This is a genomic window from Ornithinicoccus halotolerans, from assembly GCF_009602535.1.
Classification (GTDB): Bacteria; Actinomycetota; Actinomycetes; order Actinomycetales; family Dermatophilaceae; genus Ornithinicoccus; species Ornithinicoccus halotolerans.
The window spans coordinates 1-22,101 of the sequence record NZ_WIQI01000043.1 but is presented as its reverse complement, the minus strand read 5'-3'; the positions used below and the strand labels follow the sequence as shown (position 1 = coordinate 22,101).

Annotated in this window: 21 protein-coding genes; 18 read left to right on the top strand and 3 right to left on the bottom strand. The window is 74.3% G+C overall.

Annotated elements, in window-relative coordinates; all coding sequences use genetic code 11:
- Window positions 1–103 precede the first annotated feature (103 nt).
- The 7 genes from ruvA to GFJ45_RS09160 all read left to right on the top strand — a co-directional run bounded on the left by ruvA (window position 104) and on the right by GFJ45_RS09160 (window position 8,120).
- Window positions 104–577, top strand: a complete 474-nt coding sequence (gene ruvA, locus GFJ45_RS09190; protein WP_228386759.1) for a Holliday junction branch migration protein RuvA — start codon at window positions 104–106, stop codon at window positions 575–577.
- Complete coding sequence (gene ruvB, locus GFJ45_RS09185) at window positions 574–1,704, top strand: Holliday junction branch migration DNA helicase RuvB (protein ID WP_407670388.1); 1,131 nt, start codon at window positions 574–576, stop codon at window positions 1,702–1,704. Before ruvA ends, ruvB begins: the two co-directional genes overlap by 4 nt.
- 144 nt (window positions 1,705–1,848) lie before the next feature.
- Window positions 1,849–2,187 carry a preprotein translocase subunit YajC gene (gene yajC / locus GFJ45_RS09180; RefSeq protein WP_153396409.1) on the top strand — a complete coding sequence of 113 codons (339 nt, stop codon included), beginning with the start codon at window positions 1,849–1,851 and terminating at the stop codon, window positions 2,185–2,187.
- A complete protein-coding gene (secD, locus tag GFJ45_RS09175; protein ID WP_228386757.1) occupies window positions 2,184–4,040 on the top strand; it encodes a protein translocase subunit SecD in 1,857 nt (618 codons plus the stop codon). The genes yajC and secD overlap by 4 nt, the downstream gene beginning before the upstream one ends.
- Window positions 4,040–5,248 carry a protein translocase subunit SecF gene (secF, locus tag GFJ45_RS09170; RefSeq protein ID WP_153396407.1) on the top strand — a complete coding sequence of 403 codons (1,209 nt, stop codon included), beginning with the start codon at window positions 4,040–4,042 and terminating at the stop codon, window positions 5,246–5,248. The genes secD and secF overlap by 1 nt, the downstream gene beginning before the upstream one ends.
- Window positions 5,245–5,775, top strand: coding sequence for an adenine phosphoribosyltransferase (locus GFJ45_RS09165; RefSeq protein WP_153396405.1), 531 nt, complete (start codon window positions 5,245–5,247; stop codon window positions 5,773–5,775). The genes secF and GFJ45_RS09165 overlap by 4 nt, the downstream gene beginning before the upstream one ends.
- Window positions 5,776–5,804: 29 nt before the next feature.
- A complete protein-coding gene (locus GFJ45_RS09160; RefSeq protein ID WP_153396403.1) occupies window positions 5,805–8,120 on the top strand; it encodes a RelA/SpoT family protein in 2,316 nt (771 codons plus the stop codon).
- 31 nt (window positions 8,121–8,151) lie between these two features.
- Here the strand turns inward: GFJ45_RS09160 and GFJ45_RS09155 are convergent, their stop codons facing one another.
- Genes GFJ45_RS09155 through GFJ45_RS09145 form a run of 3 tightly spaced genes read right to left on the bottom strand, consistent with a single transcriptional unit; the run spans window position 8,152 to window position 11,640 of the window.
- Window positions 8,152–9,471, bottom strand: a complete 1,320-nt coding sequence (locus GFJ45_RS09155) for a M18 family aminopeptidase (protein ID WP_228386755.1) — start codon at window positions 9,469–9,471, stop codon at window positions 8,152–8,154.
- Window positions 9,468–10,844 (bottom strand): DUF349 domain-containing protein, encoded by a 1,377-nt coding sequence (locus GFJ45_RS09150; protein ID WP_228386754.1) that lies wholly within the window; start codon window positions 10,842–10,844, stop codon window positions 9,468–9,470. Before GFJ45_RS09150 ends, GFJ45_RS09155 begins: the two co-directional genes overlap by 4 nt.
- 4 nt (window positions 10,845–10,848) lie before the next feature.
- Entirely contained in the window at window positions 10,849–11,640 is a 792-nt protein-coding gene (locus GFJ45_RS09145; RefSeq protein WP_228386752.1) for a peptidylprolyl isomerase, read from the bottom strand.
- 91 nt (window positions 11,641–11,731) lie between these two features.
- Here GFJ45_RS09145 and GFJ45_RS09140 point away from each other — a divergent pair, with 91 nt between their 5' ends.
- The 11 genes from GFJ45_RS09140 (at window position 11,732) to hisIE (ending at window position 21,859) form a co-directional block, all read left to right on the top strand.
- On the top strand, window positions 11,732–12,451 hold the full coding sequence (locus GFJ45_RS09140) for an MBL fold metallo-hydrolase (RefSeq protein WP_153396399.1): 720 nt from the start codon (window positions 11,732–11,734) through the stop codon (window positions 12,449–12,451).
- 9 nt (window positions 12,452–12,460) lie between these two features.
- The gene (gene hisS, locus GFJ45_RS09135; protein WP_153396397.1) at window positions 12,461–13,846 is read left to right on the top strand and encodes a histidine--tRNA ligase; all 1,386 of its coding nucleotides are present in this window, start codon (window positions 12,461–12,463) and stop codon (window positions 13,844–13,846) included.
- Window positions 13,847–14,047: 201 nt separating this feature from the next.
- Entirely contained in the window at window positions 14,048–14,380 is a 333-nt protein-coding gene (locus GFJ45_RS09130) for a YerC/YecD family TrpR-related protein (RefSeq protein ID WP_228386750.1), read from the top strand.
- Window positions 14,381–14,462: 82 nt separating this feature from the next.
- The gene (hisG, locus tag GFJ45_RS09125) at window positions 14,463–15,371 is read left to right on the top strand and encodes an ATP phosphoribosyltransferase (protein WP_153396393.1); all 909 of its coding nucleotides are present in this window, start codon (window positions 14,463–14,465) and stop codon (window positions 15,369–15,371) included.
- Window positions 15,368–16,687 (top strand): histidinol dehydrogenase, encoded by a 1,320-nt coding sequence (hisD, locus tag GFJ45_RS09120; RefSeq protein ID WP_153396391.1) that lies wholly within the window; start codon window positions 15,368–15,370, stop codon window positions 16,685–16,687. Before hisG ends, hisD begins: the two co-directional genes overlap by 4 nt.
- On the top strand, window positions 16,684–17,895 hold the full coding sequence (gene hisC, locus GFJ45_RS09115) for a histidinol-phosphate transaminase (RefSeq protein ID WP_153396389.1): 1,212 nt from the start codon (window positions 16,684–16,686) through the stop codon (window positions 17,893–17,895). The genes hisD and hisC overlap by 4 nt, the downstream gene beginning before the upstream one ends.
- Entirely contained in the window at window positions 17,892–18,986 is a 1,095-nt protein-coding gene (hisB, locus tag GFJ45_RS09110; RefSeq protein ID WP_153396387.1) for a bifunctional histidinol-phosphatase/imidazoleglycerol-phosphate dehydratase HisB, read from the top strand. Before hisC ends, hisB begins: the two co-directional genes overlap by 4 nt.
- Complete coding sequence (gene hisH, locus GFJ45_RS09105; RefSeq protein WP_194288600.1) at window positions 18,983–19,639, top strand: imidazole glycerol phosphate synthase subunit HisH; 657 nt, start codon at window positions 18,983–18,985, stop codon at window positions 19,637–19,639. Before hisB ends, hisH begins: the two co-directional genes overlap by 4 nt.
- Window positions 19,636–20,382 carry a 1-(5-phosphoribosyl)-5-[(5-phosphoribosylamino)methylideneamino]imidazole-4-carboxamide isomerase gene (gene hisA, locus GFJ45_RS09100; protein ID WP_153396385.1) on the top strand — a complete coding sequence of 249 codons (747 nt, stop codon included), beginning with the start codon at window positions 19,636–19,638 and terminating at the stop codon, window positions 20,380–20,382. The genes hisH and hisA overlap by 4 nt, the downstream gene beginning before the upstream one ends.
- Window positions 20,379–21,176 carry an imidazole glycerol phosphate synthase subunit HisF gene (hisF, locus tag GFJ45_RS09095; protein ID WP_153396383.1) on the top strand — a complete coding sequence of 266 codons (798 nt, stop codon included), beginning with the start codon at window positions 20,379–20,381 and terminating at the stop codon, window positions 21,174–21,176. The genes hisA and hisF overlap by 4 nt, the downstream gene beginning before the upstream one ends.
- Window positions 21,173–21,859: a bifunctional phosphoribosyl-AMP cyclohydrolase/phosphoribosyl-ATP diphosphatase HisIE gene (gene hisIE / locus GFJ45_RS09090; protein ID WP_153396381.1), complete on the top strand. Its 687-nt coding sequence runs from the start codon at window positions 21,173–21,175 to the stop codon at window positions 21,857–21,859. Before hisF ends, hisIE begins: the two co-directional genes overlap by 4 nt.
- The last annotated feature ends 242 nt before the right edge of the window (window positions 21,860–22,101 follow it).

Genomic DNA, 22,101 nt, shown 5'->3' with positions numbered 1-22,101 from the left:
GCGCCCTCGAAGTGCTGGAACCACTCGCGGGCGGTGGCCGGGTCGTCGGTCAGCGGGGTGAGGTGCACCGGCGGCCGCTGCGGAGTGCCGCACCGGCCAGGAGGTGCGGCTGGTCACCACGCTGGTGGTCCGGGAGGAGTCGCTGACCCTCTACGGCTTCCACCACCGCGAGGAGCGCGAGCTGTTCGAGCAGGTGCAGACCGTCTCCGGGGTGGGCCCGCGGCTGGCGCTGGCGCTGCTGTCCGTGCACAGCCCCGAGGAGGTGCGCCGCGCGCTCACCGAGTCCGACCTGGCCGCGCTGACGCGAGTCCCGGGGATCGGGCGGAAGAGCGCCGAGCGGCTGGTGCTCGAGCTGCGCGACAAGGTGGCCGCCCCGGACGCGGCGGTGCCCGCGACCGGGGCGCGGCCGACCCACGGTGACGGCGGCGCCGGTGACCAGGTGCTGGAGGCGCTGACCGGCCTGGGCTGGACGGGCAAGCAGGCCGAGGCCGCGCTGGCCACGGTGACCGCCCGGCCGGACGCGCCGCAGGAGGTCTCCGACCTGCTGCGGACCGCGCTGCGGGAGCTGGGCCGGTGACCGGCGGGCCCCACGGCGAGGCAGCACGCGACCGCCCCGGCGAGGTGGGCGGCTACCAGGACGGCTCGCTTGACCTCACCGACCGTGTCGTGGACCCGGCGACGGGGGAGGAGGAGCGTCGCGTCGAGGCCGCGCTGCGGCCCCGCCGGCTCGCGGAGTTCCCCGGCCAGCAGCGGGTCCGCGACCAGCTGGGGCTGGTCATCGAGGCCGCGCGGCGCCGCGGCAGCCCGCCGGACCACGTGCTGCTGTCGGGCCCCCCGGGGCTGGGCAAGACCACGTTGGCGATGATCATCGCCAGCGAGCTGGAGCAGCCGATCCGGGTCACCAGCGGGCCGGCCATCCAGCACGCCGGCGACCTGGCCGCGATCCTGTCCTCGCTCGCGGAGGGCGAGGTGCTGTTCCTGGACGAGATCCACCGGATGTCACGGCCGGCCGAGGAGATGCTCTACCTGGCGATGGAGGACTTCCGGGTCGACGTCATCGTCGGCAAGGGCCCCGGGGCGACCGCGATCCCGCTGGAGCTGCCGCCGTTCACGGTGGTCGGCGCCACCACCCGCTCCGGGCTGCTCCCGGCGCCGCTGCGGGACCGGTTCGGGTTCACCGGACACCTGGACTTCTACGAGACCGAGGACCTGGTCCAGATCCTGGGCCGCAGCGCCCGGCTGCTGGAGATCGAGGCCGACCAGGACGGCATCGGCGAGATCGCCGCCCGCTCCCGAGGCACCCCCCGGATCGCCAACCGGCTGCTGCGGCGAGTGCGGGACTGGGCCCAGGTGCACGGGCGGCACGTGGTCGACGGGGAGGCCGCACGCGCCGGGCTGACGCTGTTCGACGTCGACGTCCAGGGGCTGGACCGGCTGGACCGGGCGGTCCTGGACGCGCTGTGCCGGCGGTTCGGCGGCGGGCCGGTCGGGCTGAGCACGCTCGCGGTGGCCGTGGGGGAGGAGCCGGACACGGTCGAGACGGTCGCCGAGCCGTACCTGGTGCGGGAGGGCTTCATGGTGCGCACGCCGCGGGGCCGCGCCGCCTCCGCGGCCGCGTGGGAGCACCTGGGGCTAACCCCGCCGAGGGACGCGGCGCAGGACCAGCTCCCGCTGGACGACGGGCCGGGCCGGCTCGGTGGCTGAGCCGGCGACACCCCGGCGAGGCGCCTTTGGAGGCCGTTCGCCGCTCACCTAGACTGCCCCGGGGCCGGCAGACCGTCGACGAGCGTGCACCGTCGGCCCGTCGCGCCGCCCGGCGCCGTCACCGACCTTGTGAGGAACTCGACCATGTCGCCACTGGCCTCGGCCGCCGCCGGAGAGGGCAGCGGGACCGCCAGCCTGCTGCTGCTGGCTCTCCCGCTGCTGCTCATCGTCTACCTGATCTTCAGCCAGCGGCGCCGGCAGCGGCAGATGGCGCAGATGCAGGCCGAGCTGCAGGTCGGCGACCCGGTGGTCACCACGACCGGGCTGCACGCCCGGATCGTGCAGCTGGAGGACCAGCTGGCCGGCCTGGAGATCGCCCCGGGTGTCGTGGTGCGCTGGGACCGGCGGGCGCTGATGCGCGGCCCGAGTGACAGCACCCAGGCCGGTGGCGGCGACGCGACCGGGTCCACCCGACCCGAGTGAGCCCCTCGGTGCTGCGCAATCCCCGCAACCGGGGGCCGCTGCGGGTGCTGCTGGCGCTCGGGCTGCTCCTGGTCATCCTGTTCGGCGGCCTCGGCGCTGCCGCGCTCTGGGCGACGCCGCGGGCCTCGACGACCCCGCTGCTGGGCCTGGACCTGGCCGGTGGCCGGCAGATCGTCATCGAGCCGGTCGTGCCGGGCAACCAGAGCGTGAGCACCGAGCAGGTCGACCAGGCGATCGACATCATCCGGCGCCGCGTCGACGGCCTGGGCGTGGCCGAGGCGGAGGTCTCCCGGCTCGGTGACACGAACATCGTCGTCGCGATTCCCGGCAACCCCACCCCGGAGCAGCTGGAGTCGCTGAGCCGCTCCTCCCAGCTGCGGTTCCGGCCGGTGCTGGTGGCCGCGCCGGTCAGCGAGCTCCCGCAGGCCCCGGACCGGACGTTGCCGCTACCCGAGGGTGCCGAGCTGGAGGAGCAGCAGCCGACCGGTGACGACGGTGCGGAGGTGACCGAGCCGGCCAGTGACGGTGCCTACCCGCAGGGGCTGCGCGCCGGCGCCCAGCCCACCGAGGGCCCGGAGGACGACGGGGGGCAGGACGGCCAACAGGGCCAGGAGGACCAGGAGGGGCAGGACGACCAGCAGCAGGGTGACGAGGGCACCGGCCCGCAGACCGAGCCCAGCAGCCCCAGCGACCTGGCGTGGATCACCCCGGAACTGCAGCAGCAGTTCATGGAGACCGACTGCACCGACCCGCAGGTCGCCAGGGAGGCGGCCCAGGCCGACCCCGACCTGCCGGTCGTGGCCTGCTCGGTCGGCGGGCTCGAGAAGTACCTGCTCGGCCCATCCGAGCTCACCGGTGGCAACGTCTCCGACGCCGAGTCCGGCCTCGAGATGGGCCAGGGCGGGCCGACCGGCCGCATCGAGGTCCGGCTCAGCCTGGACGACGAGGGCCGGGAGGCGTTCCGGGAGATCACCGCCCGGCTGCTGCAGTACGGCACCAACTCCGCGCAGAACCGGTTCGCGATCGTGCTGGACGGGGAGGTGATCTCCGCCCCGGGGGTGAACAGCGTCATCGCCAACGGCAACGCCAGCATCGCCGGCGGGTTCACCCAGGAGTCGGCCGAGACGCTGGCCAACCAGCTGAAGTTCGGCGCGCTGCCGATGTCCTTCGACGTGCAGACCAGCGAACAGGTCAGCCCCACCCTGGGCGGGGAGCAGCTACGGCTGGGCATCATCGCCGGGGCCATCGGCCTGCTGCTGGTGTTCGGCTACTCGGTGCTGCAGTACCGGGCGCTGGGGCTGGTCACGGTCGCGTCACTGTCGGTGGCGGCGATCACGGTCTACGGCGCGGTCACCCTGCTGGGGTGGGCGGCGAACTACCGGCTGACCATGGCCGGTGTCACCGGGCTCATCGTGGCCATCGGCATCACCGCCGACTCCTTCATCGTCTACTTCGAGCGGGTCCGCGACGAGGTCCGGGCGGGCCGGCCGCTGCGCTACGCGGTCGACACCGGCTGGCAGCGGGCCCGGCGCACCATCCTGATCTCCGACGCGGTCAACCTGATCGCCGCCGGCGTGCTCTACTGGCTGTCGGAGTCCGGGGTGCGGGCGTTCGCGTTCGCGCTGGGGCTGACCACGGTGGTCGACCTGATCGTCGTCTTCCTGTTCACCCACCCGGTCGTGAGCATCCTGACCACGACCCGGTTCTTCGGAGAGGGTCACCGCTGGTCCGGCATGGACCCGGAGAGCCTGGGGGCCAAGCGCTCCACCTACCTGGGCCGCGGCCAGTTCCGCGCCCCGGAGGAGCGGCGGCCCCGGCACACCCGTGAGGAGCTCGAGGGAGGGGTCGTCTGATGCGACGTTTGGCCCGGGTCGGCAACGACCTCTACAGCGGCAACCGCTCGTTCCCGATCGTCGCGCGGCGCCGGCTCTGGTACGCCATCTCGGTCGTGCTGATCCTGCTGTCGCTGGTCGGCCTGGTCGGCCGCGGCCTCAACTTCGGCATCGAGTTCCGGGGCGGCACCGAGATGCGGGTCACCGGGGTGAGCCAGCTCAGCGAGTACGAGACGCGGGCCACCGAGGCAGTGCAGGAGACCGCGCCGGAGGCGGCCACGGTCACGGTCACCCAGGTCGGCGACGACGGGGTCCGGATCCAGACCGGTGACCTCGACCCCCAGGTCGTCGAGGACGCGCGGGCCGCGCTGGCGGAGGAGTTCTCGGTCCCTGTCCAGGACGTGACCAGCTCCTTCGTGGGCCCCTCCTGGGGGCAGACCATCACCACCAAGGCGATCCAGGCGCTGGTGGTGTTCCTGCTGCTGGTCACCCTCGTGCTCGCGGTCTACTTCAGCACCTGGAAGATGGCGGTGGCCGCGCTGGTGGCGCTGCTGCACGACGTCGTCTTCACGGTCGGGCTCTACGCGCTGCTGGGCATCGAGGTCTCTCCGGCGTCGGTGATCGGCTTCCTGACGATCCTGGGCTACTCGATCTACGACACCATCGTCGTCTTCGACAAGGTGCGCGAGAACACCGAGTACGCCCTCGAGAGCCGCACCATGAGCTACGCCCAGGCGGCCAACCTCGCGGTCAACCAGACGCTGGTCCGGTCGGTCAACACCTCGGTGGTGGCGCTGCTGCCGGTGGGCGCGATCCTGCTGTTCGGCATCACCCTCATCGGGCCCGGCACGCTCCTGGACCTGGCGGCCGCGCTGTTCATCGGCATCGCGGTCGGGACCTACTCCTCGGTCTTCGTCGCCACCCCGCTGCTGGTGCACCTGCGCGAGGGCGAACCGGAGCTGCGCCAGCTGGAGCAGCGGGTGCAGAAGCGGGGGGCCCAGCAGCCGGTCCCGGCGACGGTGGGCGGTCCGGCGACCCCGCAGACCGAGCCGGCCCCGCCGACCGAGGTGGCCGAGGACGAGGCCCCGGCGACCGGTGGCGGCCCGGGCAGCCCCTCCTCGGAGCACCCGGGTGGGCCGGGCGCCGGTGCGGCCACCGACCGGTCGGTCCACCCGTACGCCCAGCGGGGCCCGCGCAACCAGCCGCGGCGGCGGCGCCGCCGCCGGTGAGCCGGGAGCTGCTGGCCGAGCAGGTTGCCGCCGCGCTGCGCGACATCCCGGACTTCCCGCGGCCCGGGGTGGTGTTCAAGGACTTCACCCCGCTGCTGCTCGACGCCTCGCTGCGCCGGCGGGTGGTGGCCGACGTGGTCGACCGGCACCGTGGTGGGGTCGACCTCGTGGCCGGGGTCGAGGCACGCGGATTCGTCCTCGGTGCCGTGGTGGCGCACGAGCTCGACGTGGGGTTCGTCCCGGTCCGCAAGGCGGGCAAGCTGCCCGGTGACGTGCACGCGGTCGGCTACGACCTGGAGTACGGTTCGGAGACCATCGAGCTGCACCGGGACGCCATCCGCCCGGGGCAGCGGGTGCTCGTCGTCGACGACGTGCTCGCCACCGGCGGGACCGCCGCCGCGACCTGCGAGCTCATCGAGCGCTGCCAGGGCGTGGTCACCGGGGTCGAGGTCATCCTGGAGCTGGCCTTCCTGCAGGGACGGCACCGGGTGGGGGACCACCCGGTCCGTGCGCTGGTGAGCGCCTGACTCCCGGGCCGGAGCCCTACAATCGGGACATGACCGAGGGCGTGGCAGCATCCGCCGCCTCCGGCCCGCAGGGCGTGCGCGCCCGGCTGGCCCGGCTGGGCGGCACCCGCGCCGGGGCCAACCCGGTGCTGGAGCCGCTGCTGCGCGCCGTCCGTGCCACCCACCCCAAGGCTGACCTGACGCTGATCGAGCGGGCCTACGCCGTCGCCGAGCGCGCTCACGAAGGCCAGCTGCGCAAGAGCGGGGACGCCTACATCACCCACCCGCTGGCGGTGGCGACCATCCTCGCCGAGCTGGGGATGACCCCCTCCACGATCGCGGCGGCGCTGCTGCACGACACCGTCGAGGACACCGACTACCGGCTGACCCAGCTGCGCACCGACTTCGGCGACGAGATCGCGATGCTCGTCGACGGTGTCACCAAGCTGGACAAGGTCACCTACGGCGAGGCCGCCCAGGCCGAGACGGTGCGCAAGATGATCGTGGCAATGGCCCGCGACATCCGGGTGCTGGTCATCAAGCTCGCCGATCGGCTGCACAACGCCCGCACCTGGCGCTACGTCTCCCGGGAGTCGGCGGCGCGCAAGGCCTCCGAGACCCTGGAGATCTACGCCCCGCTGGCGCACCGGCTGGGCATGAACACCATCAAGTGGGAGCTGGAGGACCTCTCGTTCGCCCAGCTCTACCCCAAGGTCTACGACGAGATCGTGCGGATGGTCGCCGAGCGGGCGCCGGCCCGCGAGGAGTACCTGGCCAAGGTGCGCGCGCAGATCTCGGCCGACCTGCGCACCGCCAAGATCAAGGCGACCGTCACCGGGCGCCCCAAGCACTACTACTCCGTCTACCAGAAGATGATCGTGCGGGGGCGCGACTTCGAGCAGATCTACGACCTCGTCGCGGTGCGGGTACTGGTGGAGTCGGTGCAGGACTGCTACGCGGTGCTGGGGGCGCTGCACGCCCGCTGGAACCCGGTCCCGGGGCGGTTCAAGGACTACATCGCGATGCCCAAGTTCAACATGTACCAGTCGCTGCACACGACGGTCATCGGGCCCGAGGGCAAGCCGGTCGAGATCCAGATCCGCACCCACCAGATGCACCGCCGGGCCGAGTACGGCGTCGCGGCGCACTGGAAGTACAAGGAGAACGGGCCCGAGGGCGGCCGGATCACCCAGGGCGCCGACGGCGGCACCGGCCCGATGGAGGGGATGGCCTGGCTGCGCCAGCTGCTGGACTGGCAGCGGGAGACCGCCGACCCCGGGGAGTTCCTGGAGTCGCTGCGGTTCGAGATCAACGCTGCCGAGGTGTACGTCTTCACCCCGGAGGGTGACGTGATGGCGCTGCCGGCCGGGGCGACGCCGGTCGACTTCGCCTACTCGGTCCACACCGAGGTCGGCCACCACTGCGTCGGCGCCCGCGTCAACGGCAAGCTGGTGCCGCTGGACTCCGGGCTGAGCAACGGCGACGTCGTGGAGATCATCACCTCCCGCTCCGACAGCGCCGGCCCCAGCCGCGACTGGCTCGGCTTCGTCAAGAGCGGCCGGGCCCGCAACAAGATCCGGCAGTGGTTCTCGAAGGAGCGCCGCGAGGAGGCGATCGAGTCCGGGAAGGACCAGATCGCCCGGGTGCTGCGCAAGCAGAACCACCCGCTGCAGCGGCTGATGTCGCACGAGACGCTGACCGCCGTCGCGGCCGAGCTGCGGTACCAGAGCATCGACGGCCTGTTCGCGGCGGTCGGGGAGAACCACGTCTCCGCCGACCACGTGGTCAAGCAGCTGGTGGCCACGCTCGGGGGTGAGGAGGGCGCCACCGAGGACCTCGCGGAGGCGACGCTGCCGCGGCAGGGCCGGGCGACCACGACCGACCCGGGCGTGACGGTGGTCGACGCCGACGACGTGTGGGTGAAGCTGGCCCGCTGCTGCACCCCGGTGCCCGGCGACCCGATCATGGGCTTCGTCACCACCGGCAAGGGGGTCTCGGTGCACCGCACCGACTGCACCAACGCCGAGGAGCTGCGCCGCCACCCCGAGCGGATCATCGACGTGGCCTGGTCCCCCACCGAGTCCAGCGTGTTCCTGGTGCAGATGCAGGTGGAGGCGCTGGACCGGCACGGGCTGCTGTCCGATGTCACGCGGGCGCTGACCGACCAGAAGGTCAACATCCTCTCCGCCTCGGTGCAGACCAGCCGGGACCGGGTCGCGCTGTCGAAGTTCACCTTCGAGATGGCCGACCCCTCCCACCTGGACAGCGTGCAGCGGGCGGTGCGCCGGGTCAGCGGGGTGCTCGACGTCTACCGGATCACCGGCACCCAGCAGACCGACCCGCACCGGCGCCACCGGTCGGCCTGACCACCGGCGCGCGCGGGCGCCAGCGGGTCGCTCAGCCGGCGGGGGAGAGGAAGGCGGCCAGCGCCGCGGCGTACATCACCTGGTCGGCCGCCCCGGCCAGCTCGCGGGTGGAGTGCATCGACAGCGTCGGGGCCCCGAAGTCGACCGTGCTCGCGCCGGTCAGCGCCGAGGTCATCGGCCCCACGGTCGAGCCGCACGGCAGGTCGGTGCGGGTGACGAAGGTCTGCACCGGCACCTGCGCCTGCTCGCAGGCGAGGCGGAAGGCCGCCGCCCCCAGCGCGTCGGTCGCGTACCGCAGCTGGGCGTTCACCTTCAGCACCGGTCCGCCGTTCATCCGCACCTGGTGCTCCGGCTCGTGCCGGTCGGCGTAGTGAGGGTGGGTGGCGTGGGCCATGTCACCGGAGGCGATGACGCTGCCGGCCAGCGCCTGCAGGTAGCCGCCCCGGTCGCCGCCGCGGGCCAGCACCGCCCGCTCCAGGGTCGCCGGGAGGAAGGTGGACTGCGCGCCCCGCTCGGAGGTGCTGCCCACCTCCTCGTGGTCGAACAGCACCAGCACCGGCACCACGCCGTCGGCCGGGTCCTCGACCGCCCGCAGCAGCGCCTGCACCCCGGCGTAGCAGGTGGCTTGGTTGTCCAGCCGCGCCGAGGCGACCAGGTCCTGGTCCCGGCCGACCAGCCGGGCCGGGGTGAGGTCGTGGGCCATCACGTCCCAGGCCAGCACGTCCTCGGGCCGCACCTGCACGCAGTCGGCGAGGAAGGCGCGGAAGTCGGCGGGCGCCCGGCCCAGCCCCCAGTGCGGGGCCAGGTGCTGCTGCGGGTTGAGCCGCAGCCCCTCGCTGTTGACCTGCCGGTCCAGGTGGACCGCCAGCTGCGAGACCCGCAGCAGCGGCTCGTCCAGGTGCAGCAGCACCGGCATCGCCCGGGAGCCGTCGCGCACCGCGACCCGGCCGGAGAGGCCGAGGTCGCGGTCCAGCCAGCTGTTGAGCAGCGGGCCCCCGTAGACCTCCACGCCCAGCAGCTGCCAGCCCGCGCGGGCGTGGTCCGGCTGCGGCTTGATCCGCAGGTTCGGCGAGTCGGTATGCGCGCCTACCACCCGGAACGGGGTGGCCGGGTCGGGCGCGTGCTCGGTCGAGAACGCCACCAGCGAGCCGCCCCGCACCACGGCGTAGCGGCCGGGCGCGGCCGGGAACGGTGCGCTCTCCTCGAGCACGGTGAAGCCGGCCTCGGCCAGCGCGGCGGTCGCGGCGTGGACGGCGTGGAACGGGGAGGGGGAGGCGTCCAGGTACTCGCACAGCCCGCGCACCAGGTCCGCCCCGGCACGCTGCGGTCCGGGCCCGTCGGTCACCCTCACCCCTCCAGCTCGGCCAGCCCGCTACGGGCCTGCTGCAGCCACTGCTGGCGGGCCGCCAGGGCCTGCTCGGCCTCGGCCTCGGCGCGCGCGTCGCCGTGCTCGCGGGCCCGGGCGAGGTCGGCCTCCAGGCCGGCCACCCCCTCCTCGAGCTGGGTCACCATGGAGCGGGCACGCTCCAGCCGCTCGGGGTCGGAGCGCTGCCAGCGGCGCTGCTCGTGGTCGCGGACCGTCTGCTCCACCTTCCGGAGCCGGCCCTCCACCCGCGCCAGGTCGGCCCGCGGCACCTTGCCGGCGCTCTCCCAGCGCTCCTGGATCGAGCGGAGGGCCGCCTTGGCGGCGTCCAGGTCGGTCACCGGCAGCAGCGCCTCGGCCTCGGCGAGGAGTCCCTCCTTGACGGCGAGGTTCTGCCGGAACTCGGCCTCCTCGGCGGCGACCACCTCGTCCTTGGCCGCGAAGAACCGGTCCTGGGCGGCCTTGAACCGGGCCCACAGCGCGTCGTCGTCGCGCTTCTGGGCGCGGCCGGCCTGGCGCCACTGCTGCATCAGCTGCTTGAAGGCCCCGGCGGTCGGGCCCCAGTCCCGGCTGCCGGCCAGCTGCTCGGCCTCGGCGACCAGCCGCTCCTTGGCCCGCTTGGCCTGCTGGTGCTGCTCGTCCAGCTGGCTGAACCAGCTGCGGCGGGTCTTGTCGAAGGTGTTGCGGGCGGCGCTGAACCGCTGCCACAGCGCGTGCTCGGTCGCCTTGTCCAGCCGCGGGCCGCGCCGCTGGTGAGCCTTCCACTCCTCGAACAGCTCGCGCATCCGCCCGCTGGCGACCTTCCACTGCATCCGCGCCGGGTCGGTCCCCGCCAGCTGCTCGGCCTCGGTGACGAGGGCCTCCCGCTGCTGGGCGGCCTCGGCGCGGGCCTGCGCGCGGTGCTGGGACTCCTCCTCGACGCGGCGGGCCACCTGGGTCTCGATGGCCTCGATGGTGCCCTCGAGCGCCGGCAGGTCGCCGACGACGTTGGCCTCGCCGACCTGCTCCCGCAGCCGCTCCAGCGACTCCCGGGCCTCCTGGGCGGACACGTCGGTGCGTTCCAGCCGCTGCCGCAGCAGGCCTGCGGCCGCGGCCAGCTCGTCGTACTTGCGGGCGAAGTAGGCCAGCGCCTCGGCCTCGGTCGAGCCCGGGTAGGAGCCGACGGCGCGTTCGCCGTCGGGCGTGCGCACGTAGACGGTGCCGTCCTCGGCCACCCGGCCGAACTCGGTGGACGGCGTGCTGGACACGGCCGCCGGGGTGGCGGCCGGGGCGGCCGCGGGCGCGCGACGGCCGGCCAGCACCGCCGGGGACGGCGGCCGGGGCGTCGGCTTCGGGGGAGTGGGCTTGCTCGGCTCGCTCACGGCGTCATGCCTTCTCGTCGGTGACCCGGACGTCCAGCAGGCTGATGGGCTGGGCCGGCTGGCCGTCGGCGCCACCCCCGTCCACGCCCGCGGCGGCGACCCGGTCGATGATGTCCATACCGTCAGTGACCCTACCGAACACGGTGTAGCCACCACCCTCGACGGGCAGCTCGGTGTCCCGGTACACGATGAAGAACTGCCCGCCGTTGCTCTCCGGGTCGCTGCTGCGGGCCATCGCCAGCGTCCCGCGCGGGTAGTAGCCGTCGGGCGGCGCGTTCTCGATGCCGTACGTGTACCCGGGACCACCGCGGCCGGTGCCGGTGGGGTCGCCGCACTGCAGCACCCAGATGCCCTCGGTGGTGACCCGGTGGCAGGGCGAGTCGGCCCAGTAGTCCTCACCGGCCAGCAGCTCGAAGCTGGCCACCGTCTGCGGGGCGCTCGCGCCCTCCAGCTCCACGGTCACGTCACCGCAGGTGGTCTCCAGCACCGCGGTGAGCTGCTCGCCCGTGGGCTCGGTCGGGGCGTCCTGCGGGGCGAACGTCGCGTACTCGCTGGGCAGCGGCGGGACCGGCTCGCACCCCTCGACCGACGCGGTCGAGGCCGCCCCGGCGCCCAGCGTCGCGGTGGCCCGCGAGCCGCTCCCGGCGCCCCCGTCCCCACCGGCACAGCCGGCCGCCAGGAGCAGCACGAGGACGCTTGCCGGCAGGGACGGCACGCGGGCGCGTCGTCGCTGGGCACGGGTCATCGGCGGGTCCTCCTGGGTCAGTGGGGTCCAGTGGTCGGTCAGCAGTGACACGTCCGGGCGGGTTGAGTGTAGGCAGCCGTTTCCGGCCCGGTGGTCACAGCGCGATGACGGTTTGGACACGATCGTGACTAGGCTGGGTCAGGTGTTGGTCAGGAGCGTCACCGCGGCGGCTTTCGGCACGAACTGCTACCTGCTGGCACCGGCCGAGGGGGAGGAGTGCCTGATCGTCGACCCCGGCATCGGGGTGGTGGAGCAGGTCCGCGCCCAGCTGCGGGAGCTGCGGCTCCGCCCGGCGGCGGTGCTGCTCACTCACGGCCACCTGGACCACGTCTGGTCCGTGACACCGCTGTGCGCGGGCAGCGTGGCGGCCTACGTCCACGCCGAGGACCGGTACCGGCTCGCCGACCCGATGTCCTCGCTCAGCCCGGAGATGCAGGTGATGCTGCGCGAGGAGTTCCGCGGCCGGGACGACTGGCGCGAACCCGACCGGGTGGTCCAGCTCGGTGGTCCCGGCGGCCCGGGCACCCAGCTGGAGCTGGCGGGGCTGCGGGTCAGCACCACGCACGCGCCCGGGCACACCGAGGGCTCGGTGATGTTCGGGCTGGCCGACGTGCCCGACCAGATGCGGGACAGCTCCGCCGTGGCGACGACGGTGCTGACCGGTGACGTGCTGTTCGCCGGGTCGATCGGCCGCACCGACCTGCCCGGGGGCGACCCGGCGGCGATGGAGCGCTCGCTGCGGGAGGTCGTGCTGCCGCTGCCGGACACCACGCTGCTGCTGCCGGGCCACGGCCCGGCGAGCACGATGGAGCGGGAGCGGGCAGGCAATCCCTTCCTCACCGCGCTGCGGGCGCCTCGTTAGACTCCCGGGGTGATCACGCCGCGCACCGCTTCCGGGGTCCTGGAGCTGCTCCCCGCCGAGCAGATCGCCTTCCAGCGGATGCTGGACACCATCCGGGCCGGCTACGAGCGGTTCGGGTTCCTGCCGGTCGAGACCCCGGCGTTCGAGGTGTCCGACGTGCTGCTCACCAAGAGCGGCGGCGAGACCGAGCGGCAGGTCTACTTCGTGCAGTCCACCGGGGCGCTGGAGAAGGCCGCGGCGCAGCCGGACCCGGGGCTGCCGGAGCTCGCGCTGCGGTTCGACCTGACGGTGCCGCTGGCCCGCTACGTGGCCCAGCACGAGCACCAGCTGGCGTTCCCGTTCCGCCGCTACCAGATGCAGCGGGTCTACCGGGGGGAGCGGGCCCAGCGCGGCCGGTTCCGCGAGTTCTACCAGTGCGACATCGACATCGTCGGCTCCGGCGAGCTCAGCGTGCGGCACGACGCCGAGTGCCCGGCGGTCATCCACGCGATCTTCAGCGACCTGGACATCGGCTCGTTCACCATCCAGCTCAACAACCGCAAGCTGATGCGCGGCTTCTTCGAGGACCTGGGCATCGCCGGCGAGCAGCAGGCCGCCGTGCTGCGGGAGGTCGACAAGCTCGACAAGCGCGGTCCGGAGGCCGTCCGCGCCACCTTGCGGGCCGAGCCGTTCGGGCTCCCGGAGCCGGTGGCCGACCGGGTCCTGGACCTGGTCACCGTCCGCTCGACCTCCCACGCGGACGCGCTCGCGCAGCTGGACAAGGTCGAGGGCGCCTCGGCCGGGAGCGCGGTGCTGGCCGAGGGCGTCGCCGAGCTGCGCGAGGTGCTGGAGCTGGTGCGCGCGATGGGGGTGCCCGAGAGCGACTACGCGCTCAACCTGGCCATCGCCCGGGGCCTGGACTACTACACCGGCACCGTCTACGAGACGACGCTGGATGACCACCCGGAGATCGGCTCCATCTGCTCCGGCGGCCGCTACGACGACCTGGCCGGTCACTACACCAAGTCCAGGCTGCCGGGGGTGGGCATCTCGATCGGGCTCACGCGGCTGTTCTGGCAGCTGCGCGAGGCGGGGCTGGTCGACGTGGCCGAGTCCACCGTGCAGGTGCTGGTGCCGCAGGTGGAGGAGTCGCTGCTGTCCGAGCAGCTGGCGCTGGTGACCGAGCTGCGCCACGGCGGCATCAACAGCGAGACGGTGCTGGACGGCGGCCGGCTGGGCAAGCAGCTGCGCTACGCCGACCGCGCCGGCATCCGGTTCGTGGTCATCCTCGGGCCGCAGGAGGTCGAGGCCGGCACCGTCACCGTCAAGGACCTGCGCCGGCAGGACCAGTTCACGGTGCCGCGGGCCGAGCTGCTGCGCGCGCTGCGGGTGGAGCTGGCCCAGCCGCTGGTGTAGCCAGCACACCCGCGGGTTGGGTGCGTTCGCGCGGGGAGCGTTCCCGCGGATCCTCCTGCTTCCCGCGGTGCTGCACCACGGCGGCGCCCGGCCGTGCGAGGACCCGAGTTGTCCGACGGCGGGGGCGCCGTGTTAGCGTGCTAGCACGTTAGTACGTTGATGCGTGGACGCAGCCCGACCCCTACTCCGCAGGAGCCACCCGTGAAGCGCCGTGCCACCGACGCCCCGGAGTCCCCGGCCGTCGAGGACCTCGCCGCCGTCATGGCCGCCATCGGCGACCCGCAGCAGCTGGTGGCCTTCCTCACCGACCTGTGCACCCCGGCGGAGCTGGAGGCGCTGGCGGACCGGTGGTCGGTGGTGCCGCTGCTGGCGCAGGGGGTCCCGTACCGCACCATCCACGAGCGCACCGGGGTGAGCGTGACCACGGTGGGCCGGGTCGCCCGCTGCCTGGACCACGGCGCGGGCGGGTACCACGCGGCACTCGCGGCGCGGGGCGAGCGGCATCGCGACGGCGCGCGGTCCGCCACCGGCTGACCCCGCGTCGACACCCCAGCACGATCCTCGCCCGCCCGGCGCACCGAGCCCGCCGGGCACCCCTCGACCAGGAAGGTCACGCATGACCCCGCCCGCCCCCGCCCGCGACCGCCTGCGCGTGGCGATCCAGAAGTCCGGCCGGCTCGCCGAGCCCGCCCGTGACCTGCTCGCTGCCGCCGGGCTGACCTGGCGCGAGAGCCGCGACCGGCTGTTCTGCTACGGCGAGTCGCTGCCGGTGGACCTGCTGCTGGTGCGCGACGACGACATCCCGGGGCTCATCACCGCCGGCGTGTGCGACCTGGGGGTCGTCGGCCGCAACGTGATGCAGGAGTACGAGCTGGGCCGGGAGTCCGCCGGCCACGAGCCGGTGCTCAGCGAGTGGCGCCAGCTCGGCTGGGGCCGGTGCCGGCTCGACATCGCCATCCCCGAGGACCAGGAGTGGACCGGCCCGGCGCAGCTGGCGGGGCTGCGGGTGGCCACCACCTACCCGCGGTTGCTGGAGCGCTGGCTGCGGGACCAGCAGGTCGAGGCCCAGGTGGTCCCGCTGTCCGGGTCCGTGGAGATCGCGCCCCGCCTCGGCCAGGCCGACGTCGTGTGCGACCTGGTCTCCACCGGCGGCACGCTGCGCGCCAACCAGCTCAAGCCGGTCACCACGCTGCTGCACTCCGAGGCCGTCATCGCCGGTCCCGCCGCGGGCCTGGAGGACAGCCGCGGCGAGCTGGCCGAGCTGTTGCTGGGCCGGATGGACGGGGCGCTGCGACTGAAGGAGACCCGGCTGCTGATGCTCCGTGCCCCGCGCGCCGGCCTGCCGGAGGTGACCGCGCTGCTGCCCGAGGGCGGTGAGCCCACCGTGCTGTCGGTCGACGGCACCGACGAGGTGTCGCTGCAGGTGCTGTGCCACTCGGCGGTGTCCTGGCAGCGGCTGGAGGAGCTCAAGCGCGCCGGTGCCTCCCACCTGATGGTGCTGCCGGTGGAGGGGATGCTGGTATGAGGCTGCTCACCTGGTCCGCGCTGTCCGCCGCCGAGCGGGCTGACGTGCTGCGCCGCGCCACCGCCGACGCCGGGCCCGAGGTGCGCGCCTCGGTGGCCGACACGCTGACGCGGGTGCGCCGGGAGGGCGACGTCGCGGTGCGGGAGCTGACCGCCCGGTTCGACGGGGTCGAGCTGGACGACCTGCTGCTCGAGGCGGGGACCGCCGCCGAGCTGGTGGCCGCGGTCCCCGCCCCGCTGCGGGCGGCGATCACCGAGGCCGCCGACCGGATCCGGGCCTTCCACGAGGAGGGGATGCAGCGCGACTACACCGTGGAGACCGCGCCGGGCGTGGTCTGCCAGCGGGTGGTGCGGCCGGTGCGCCGGGTCGGCCTCTACGTCCCGGCAGGCTCGGCGCCACTGCCCTCGACCGCGCTGATGCTCGGCGTGCCGGCGCAGCTGGCCGGATGCCCCGAGGTGGTGCTGTGCACCCCACCCGGCCCGGACGGTCGACCGGACCCCACCGTGGTCGCGGCCGCGGCCGAGTGCGGCATCGACCGCATCTACCTGGCCGGTGGCGCGCAGGCGGTCGCGGCAATGGCCTACGGCACCGAGACGCTGCCGGCCTGCGACAAGCTGTTCGGGCCGGGCAACGCGTGGGTGACCGAGGCCAAGCGGCAGGTCTCCACCGCCGAGGGCGGCCCCGGGATCGACATGCCCGCCGGCCCGTCCGAGGTGGTGGTGATCGCCGACCGCGGCGCCGACCCCGAGTTCGTGGCCGCCGACCTGCTCTCGCAGGCCGAGCACGGCCCCGACTCCCAGGTGCTGCTGCTCACCGACGACCGGGAGCTGGCCGAGGCCGCCCTGGAGCAGGTGCTGGCGCAGGTCGAGGAGCTGCCGCGGGCCGACATCGCCCGCAAGTCACTGGCCGCCAGCCGGGTGGTGGTGACCGAGGACCTCGCCCAGGCCGTCGGCATCAGCAACGAGTACGCCCCCGAGCACCTCATCCTCGCGCTGCGCGAGCCGGAGGCGTGGCTGGCGCGGATCGAGACCGCCGGGTCGGTCTTCCTCGGCGACTGGGCCCCGGAGACCCTCGGCGACTACTGCAGCGGCACCAACCACGTGCTGCCCACCGCCGGCGCCGCCCGCTACACCGGGGGAGTCAACGTCGCCAGCTTCCAGGTCGCGATGACCGTGCAGCGGGTCAGCCCTGCCGGCCTGGCCGCCGTCGGGCCGTGCGCGGTGGCGCTGTCCGAGGCGGAGCGGCTGCACGCCCACCAACGGGCGGTCACCCGCCGGCTGGCCCGCCAGGACGACGGCCGCGGAGGAGCGTCATGACGGCTCCCCGCGAGCCGGCCGCGCTCCCGCCGTTCCCGACCGGGCTGCTGCGGGAGGACCTGCGCGACTTCGCCGGCTACTCCTCGGCCCGCACCAGCGCCCCCGACCTGCCGGCGCGGGTGTGGCTCAACGCCAACGAGGCCGCCGAGGCCAGCGCGGTGGACCCGGACGGGCGGCTGCGCCGCTACCCGGACCCGCAGCCGGCCGGCGTCCGCGCGGCGCTGGCGGACCACTACGGCGTCCCGGAGCAGCGGGTGGTGGTCGGCCGCGGCAGCGACGAGGCCATCGAGCTGCTGGTGCGCACGCTGTGCCGGCCCGGCGGTGACGGCGTGGTCATCACCTCGCCGACGTTCGGGATGTACGCGGTCAGCGCCCGGTTGCACGGCGTGCCGGTCCACGACGTGCCCTGCCTGGAGGAGCAGGTGAGCGGCGCCTGGCGGGTCGACGTCGACGCGGTCGCCGCCCGCGCCCGGGAGACCGGCGCGCGGCTGGTGTTCCTGGCCTCCCCGGGCAACCCGACCGGCGCGACCGTGCCCGTCCCGGAGGTGCGGCGGCTGGTCGCCGCGCTGGCCGACCAGGCGGTGGTCGTGCTGGACGAGGCGTACGCCGAGTTCGCCGCCACGCCGAGCCTGGTCACCGAGGCCGGGCCGCTGCCGACCCTGGTGGTGCTGCGCACGCTGTCCAAGGCGCACGGCCTGGCCGGTGCGCGCGTCGGCGTCGCGGTGGCCCACCCGGACCTGGTGGCGGTGCTGCGGCGGGTGCAGGCGCCCTACCCGGTGCCCCGCCCGGTCGCCGACCTGGTCGAGCAGGCGCTGGCCCCGGAGGCCACCGCCCGCACCCGCGAGCGGGTCGCGGCCACGCTCGCCGCCCGGGACCGGCTCGCCGAGGTGCTGGCCGCCTCGCCGCTGGTCTCCCGGGTCCACCCCGGCGAGGCCAACTTCGTGCTGGTCCGCAGCCCGGACCCGGACGCGCTGCTGGCCCGGCTGACCGGACGTGGCATCGTGGTGCGCGACCTGCGCGCCCGCCCGGAGCTGGCCGACGCGGTGCGGGTCACGGTCGGCAGCGACGCCGAGATCGAGGCGGTCGCCGCGGCGCTCGGCCCCGACACCGCGACCGGCTCCGCCGGCCGGCCCGAACCCACCGACACCCCCCTACCCGACGGGGCGCGCACGTCGCGCCCCCCGACGCCCAGCCGAGGACCCAGATGACCACGCCCCGTCCGATCCTGTTCGTCGACCGCGACGGCACGATCATCGAGGAGCCGGCCGACTGCCAGGTCGACTCCTTCGACAAGCTCGCCCTCGTGCCGGGAGTCATCCCGGCCATGCTCGCCATCCGCGACGCCGGCTACGACTTCGTGATGGTGTCCAACCAGAACGACCTGGGCGGCCCGAACTTCCCGAAGGAGAGCTTCGAGGGTCCGCACGAGCTGCTGCTGCAGATCCTGGCCAGCCAGGGCATCACCTTCCGCGACGTCTTCGTCGACCCGCACCCGCCGGGGCCGGAGCAGCCGTGGACCCGCAAGCCGGGGATCGGCATGGTCGCCCACCTGCTCAAGGACCGCTCCGTCGACTGGGAGCGCAGCGCCATGGTCGGTGACCGGCTCACCGACAAGCAGTTCGCCGACACCCTCGGCATCCCGACCTACCTGCTGGCCAGCGCCATGAACCAGGCCGGCGACGCCGCGGTCAGCTGGGCCGACATCGCCCACGACCTGGTGACCCGGCCGCGCACCGCCCGGGTGGAGCGGGTCACCAGCGAGACGCGGATCACCGTCGAGGTGGACCTGGACCGCCGCGGGCACATCGAGGCGGCCACCGGCATCGGCTTCCTGGACCACATGCTGGACCAGCTGGCCAAGCACGGCGGGTTCTCGATGACGGTGCGCTGCGAGGGCGACCTGCACATCGACGACCACCACAGCGTCGAGGACGTCGCGATCGCCGTCGGCGAGGCGCTGCGGACCGCGCTCGGCGACAAGCGCGGCATCGGCCGCTACGGCTTCACGCTGCCGATGGACGAGGCGCAGGCCACCGCGGCGCTCGACCTGTCCGGGCGGCCCTACTTCGCCTTCGAGTGCGACTTCGACCGGGAGCGGGTCGGGGACCTGTCGACCGAGATGGTGCCGCACTTCTGGCGTTCCTTCGCCGACGCGCTGCGGTGCACGCTGCACCTGCGCGTCACCGGCGAGAACACCCACCACATGGTCGAGGTCGGCTTCAAGGCGGTCGCCCGCGCGCTCCGGCAGGCGCTGCCGCGGGAGGGCAGCGAGCTGCCCTCCACCAAGGGGATGCTGTGACCGCGACGCAGCCGACACCGGCCCCGGTCGTCCCGACGTCGCGCCCGGTCCGGGTGGCGCTGGTCGACTCCGGTGGCACCAACATCGGCTCGGTGCGCACCGCGCTGCAGCGCCTCGGGGCCCAGGCCGAGCTGACGGCCGACGAGGCCACCATCAGGGCCGCCGACCGGGTCGTGCTGCCCGGAGTCGGCGCGGCCGGCGCCGGGATGCGCCGGCTCCACGAGGCCGGGCTGGTCCCGGTGCTGCGGGACCTGCAGCAGCCGCTGCTCGGCGTCTGCCTGGGCATGCAGCTGCTGCTGGAGGGCAGCGAGGAGGACGGGGGCGTGGAGTGCCTGGGGCTGCTGCCCGGCCAGGTCGTCGCCATACCCGGCAGCGCCCGGGAGCGGGTGCCGCACATGGGGTGGAACACGCTCACCCCCGTCCGGCAGGACCCGCTGCTGGCCGGGATCGGCGACGGCGACCGGGCCTACTTCGTGCACGGTTACGCCGCCCCGGTGCTCGAGCACACGCTGGCCACCACCAGCCACGCCGGCACCTGGAGCGCCGTCCTCGGAGGCCCGGACGGCCGCTGCTGGGGCGCCCAGTTCCACCCCGAGCGCTCGGCCGCGGTCGGCGCCCGGCTGCTGCGGAACTTCCTGGAGGTGCCCGCATGAGCGAGTTCACCGTCTACCCCGCCATCGACGTCCGCGAGGGACGCGTGGTGCGGCTGCACAAGGGCGACTACGACAAGGAGACCAGCTACGCCGACGACCCGGTCGCGGTGGCCGAGTCCTACGCCCGGGCCGGTGCCCGCTGGCTGCACCTGGTCGACCTGGACGCCGCCCGCGCCGGCGGCTACACCCTGGAGCCGGTGCTGCGCGAGATCGTGGACCGTACCGGCCTGCAGGTGCAGACTGGCGGGGGCGTGCGCTCGGCGGGGGACGTCGAGCGGCTGCTGGAGGCCGGCGCCACCCGCGTGGTCGTCGGCTCGGTCGCGGTCCGCGAGCCCGAGACGGTGACCGGCTGGCTGCAGCGGTTCGGGCCCGAGCGGCTGACCGTCGCGCTGGACACCCGCACTGCCGAGGACGGCAGCTGGGTGCTGCCGGTCTCCGGGTGGACCTCGGTGGCCGAGCAGGACCTCCCCAGCGTGCTCGGCCACTACGCCGCGGACGGGCTGCGGCACCTGCTGTGCACCGACATCGGCCGGGACGGCACGCTGGCCGGGCCGAACCTGAACCTGTACACGATGCTGACCCGGTCGGCCCCGCAGGTGCGCATCCAGGCCTCCGGCGGCGCCCGCCACGTGCCGGACGTGCGCGGGACCCGCAAGGTCGGCTGCGCCGGGATCGTGCTGGGCAAGGCCATCCTCGAGGGGCGGCTCACCGTCACCGAGGCCGTGGCGGAGGAGCGGGTATGACGCTGGCGCGCCGCATCGTGCCGTGCCTGGACGTGCGGGACGGCCGGGTGGTCAAGGGCACCCGGTTCCGGGACCACGTCGACATGGGCGACATCGTCGAGCTGGCCCGCCGCTACCGCGCCGAGGGCGCCGACGAGCTGGTGTTCTACGACATCACCGCCAGCCCGCAGTCCCGGCGGGTGGACCTGGACTGGGTCACCCGGGTCTCCGACGCGCTGGACATCCCGTTCTGCGTCGCCGGCGGGATCCGGTCGGTCGAGGACGCCCGGGCGGTCCTGCACGCCGGCGCCGACAAGATCTCCGTCAACACCCCCGCCACGCAGCGGCCCGAGCTGGTGGCCGAGCTGGCGCGGGCGTTCGGCACCCAGTGCGTGGTCGTGGGCGTGGACAGCCTGCGCGACGAGGACGGGGTATGGCGCATCCGCCAGCTCACCGGCGCCCCCGAGGCGACCCGTGCGCTGGAGACGGCCACGCTGGCCTGGGTGCAGCAGGTGCAGGACCTCGGCGCCGGTGAGATCGTGCTCAACTGCATGGGCAGTGACGGCGTCCGGGAGGGCTACGACCTGGAGCAGCTGGCGGCCGTCCGGGAGGTCTGCCAGGTCCCGCTGGTCGCCTCCGGCGGCGCGGGCGCCATCAGTCACTTCGTCGACGTCTTCCAGCAGGCCGACGTCGACGCCGCACTGGCGGCCACGGTGTTCCACACCGGCAGCGTGCCGATCCCGCAGCTGAAGGAGGAGCTGGCCCGCGCCGGCGTGGCGGTGCGGCGCACCACCGACGAGGAGGCCGCCCGATGACGCCGCTGACCCTGCCCGCGGGGCTGACCCCTGCGGACCTGGCGTTCGGCCAGCAGGGCGGGCTGCTGCCGGCCGTCGTCCAGGACGCCGCGGACGGACGGGTGCTGATGGTCGGTTACCAGGACCAGCAGGCACTGGCGCAGACGCTGCGCACCGGGCTGGCGACCTTCTACAGCCGCAGCCGCGGCCGGCACTGGGTCAAGGGCGAGACCAGCGGCAACACGCTGCGGGTGCTGGCGGTCGAGGTCGACTGCGACGGCGACACCCTGCTGCTGCGGGCCGAACCGGCCGGGCCCACCTGCCACACCGGCACCCGGAGCTGCTTCGACGCCCCCGCGCCGGCCGCGACCACGCAGCCACCGGAGCCGGCCGGCGAGTCCGGCCCCGACCACTCCGCCACCGCGGGCTTCGTGCCCCGGCTGGCCGCGCTGGTCCGCGAGCGCGACCGGGAGCGGCCGGCTGGCTCCTACACCACCTCGCTGCTGGAGGGCGGGACCCGCCGGGTCGCGCAGAAGGTCGGCGAGGAAGGGGTGGAGACCGCCCTGGCCGCGGTCGCCCAGGACGACGAGGCGCTGCTGGGGGAGGCCGCTGACCTGGTGTACCACCTGCTGGTGCTGCTGCGCTCCCGCGGCCTGGAGTGGGAGCAGGTGGACGCGCTGCTGCGGGAGCGGCACGGCCGGTGACCACAGCGAGAGGGCCGGGCCGGCGGGTCCACCCCTGTGGAGTCACCCCGGCGGCCGAAGCCCGAGCGTGCGCAGCTCCAGCGCCGCCAGCCGGCGGATCGCCTGCTCATCACCACGCCGCCAGGCGCCCGCGGCGTCCTCCTGGACCCGCCGGAGCAGCCGTGGCGGCCGCCTGGACGACGCGCCCGGCCAGCAGCACCTCGAAGGTCGGCGCCAGCCCGGACAGGGTGGTGCCCAGGGAG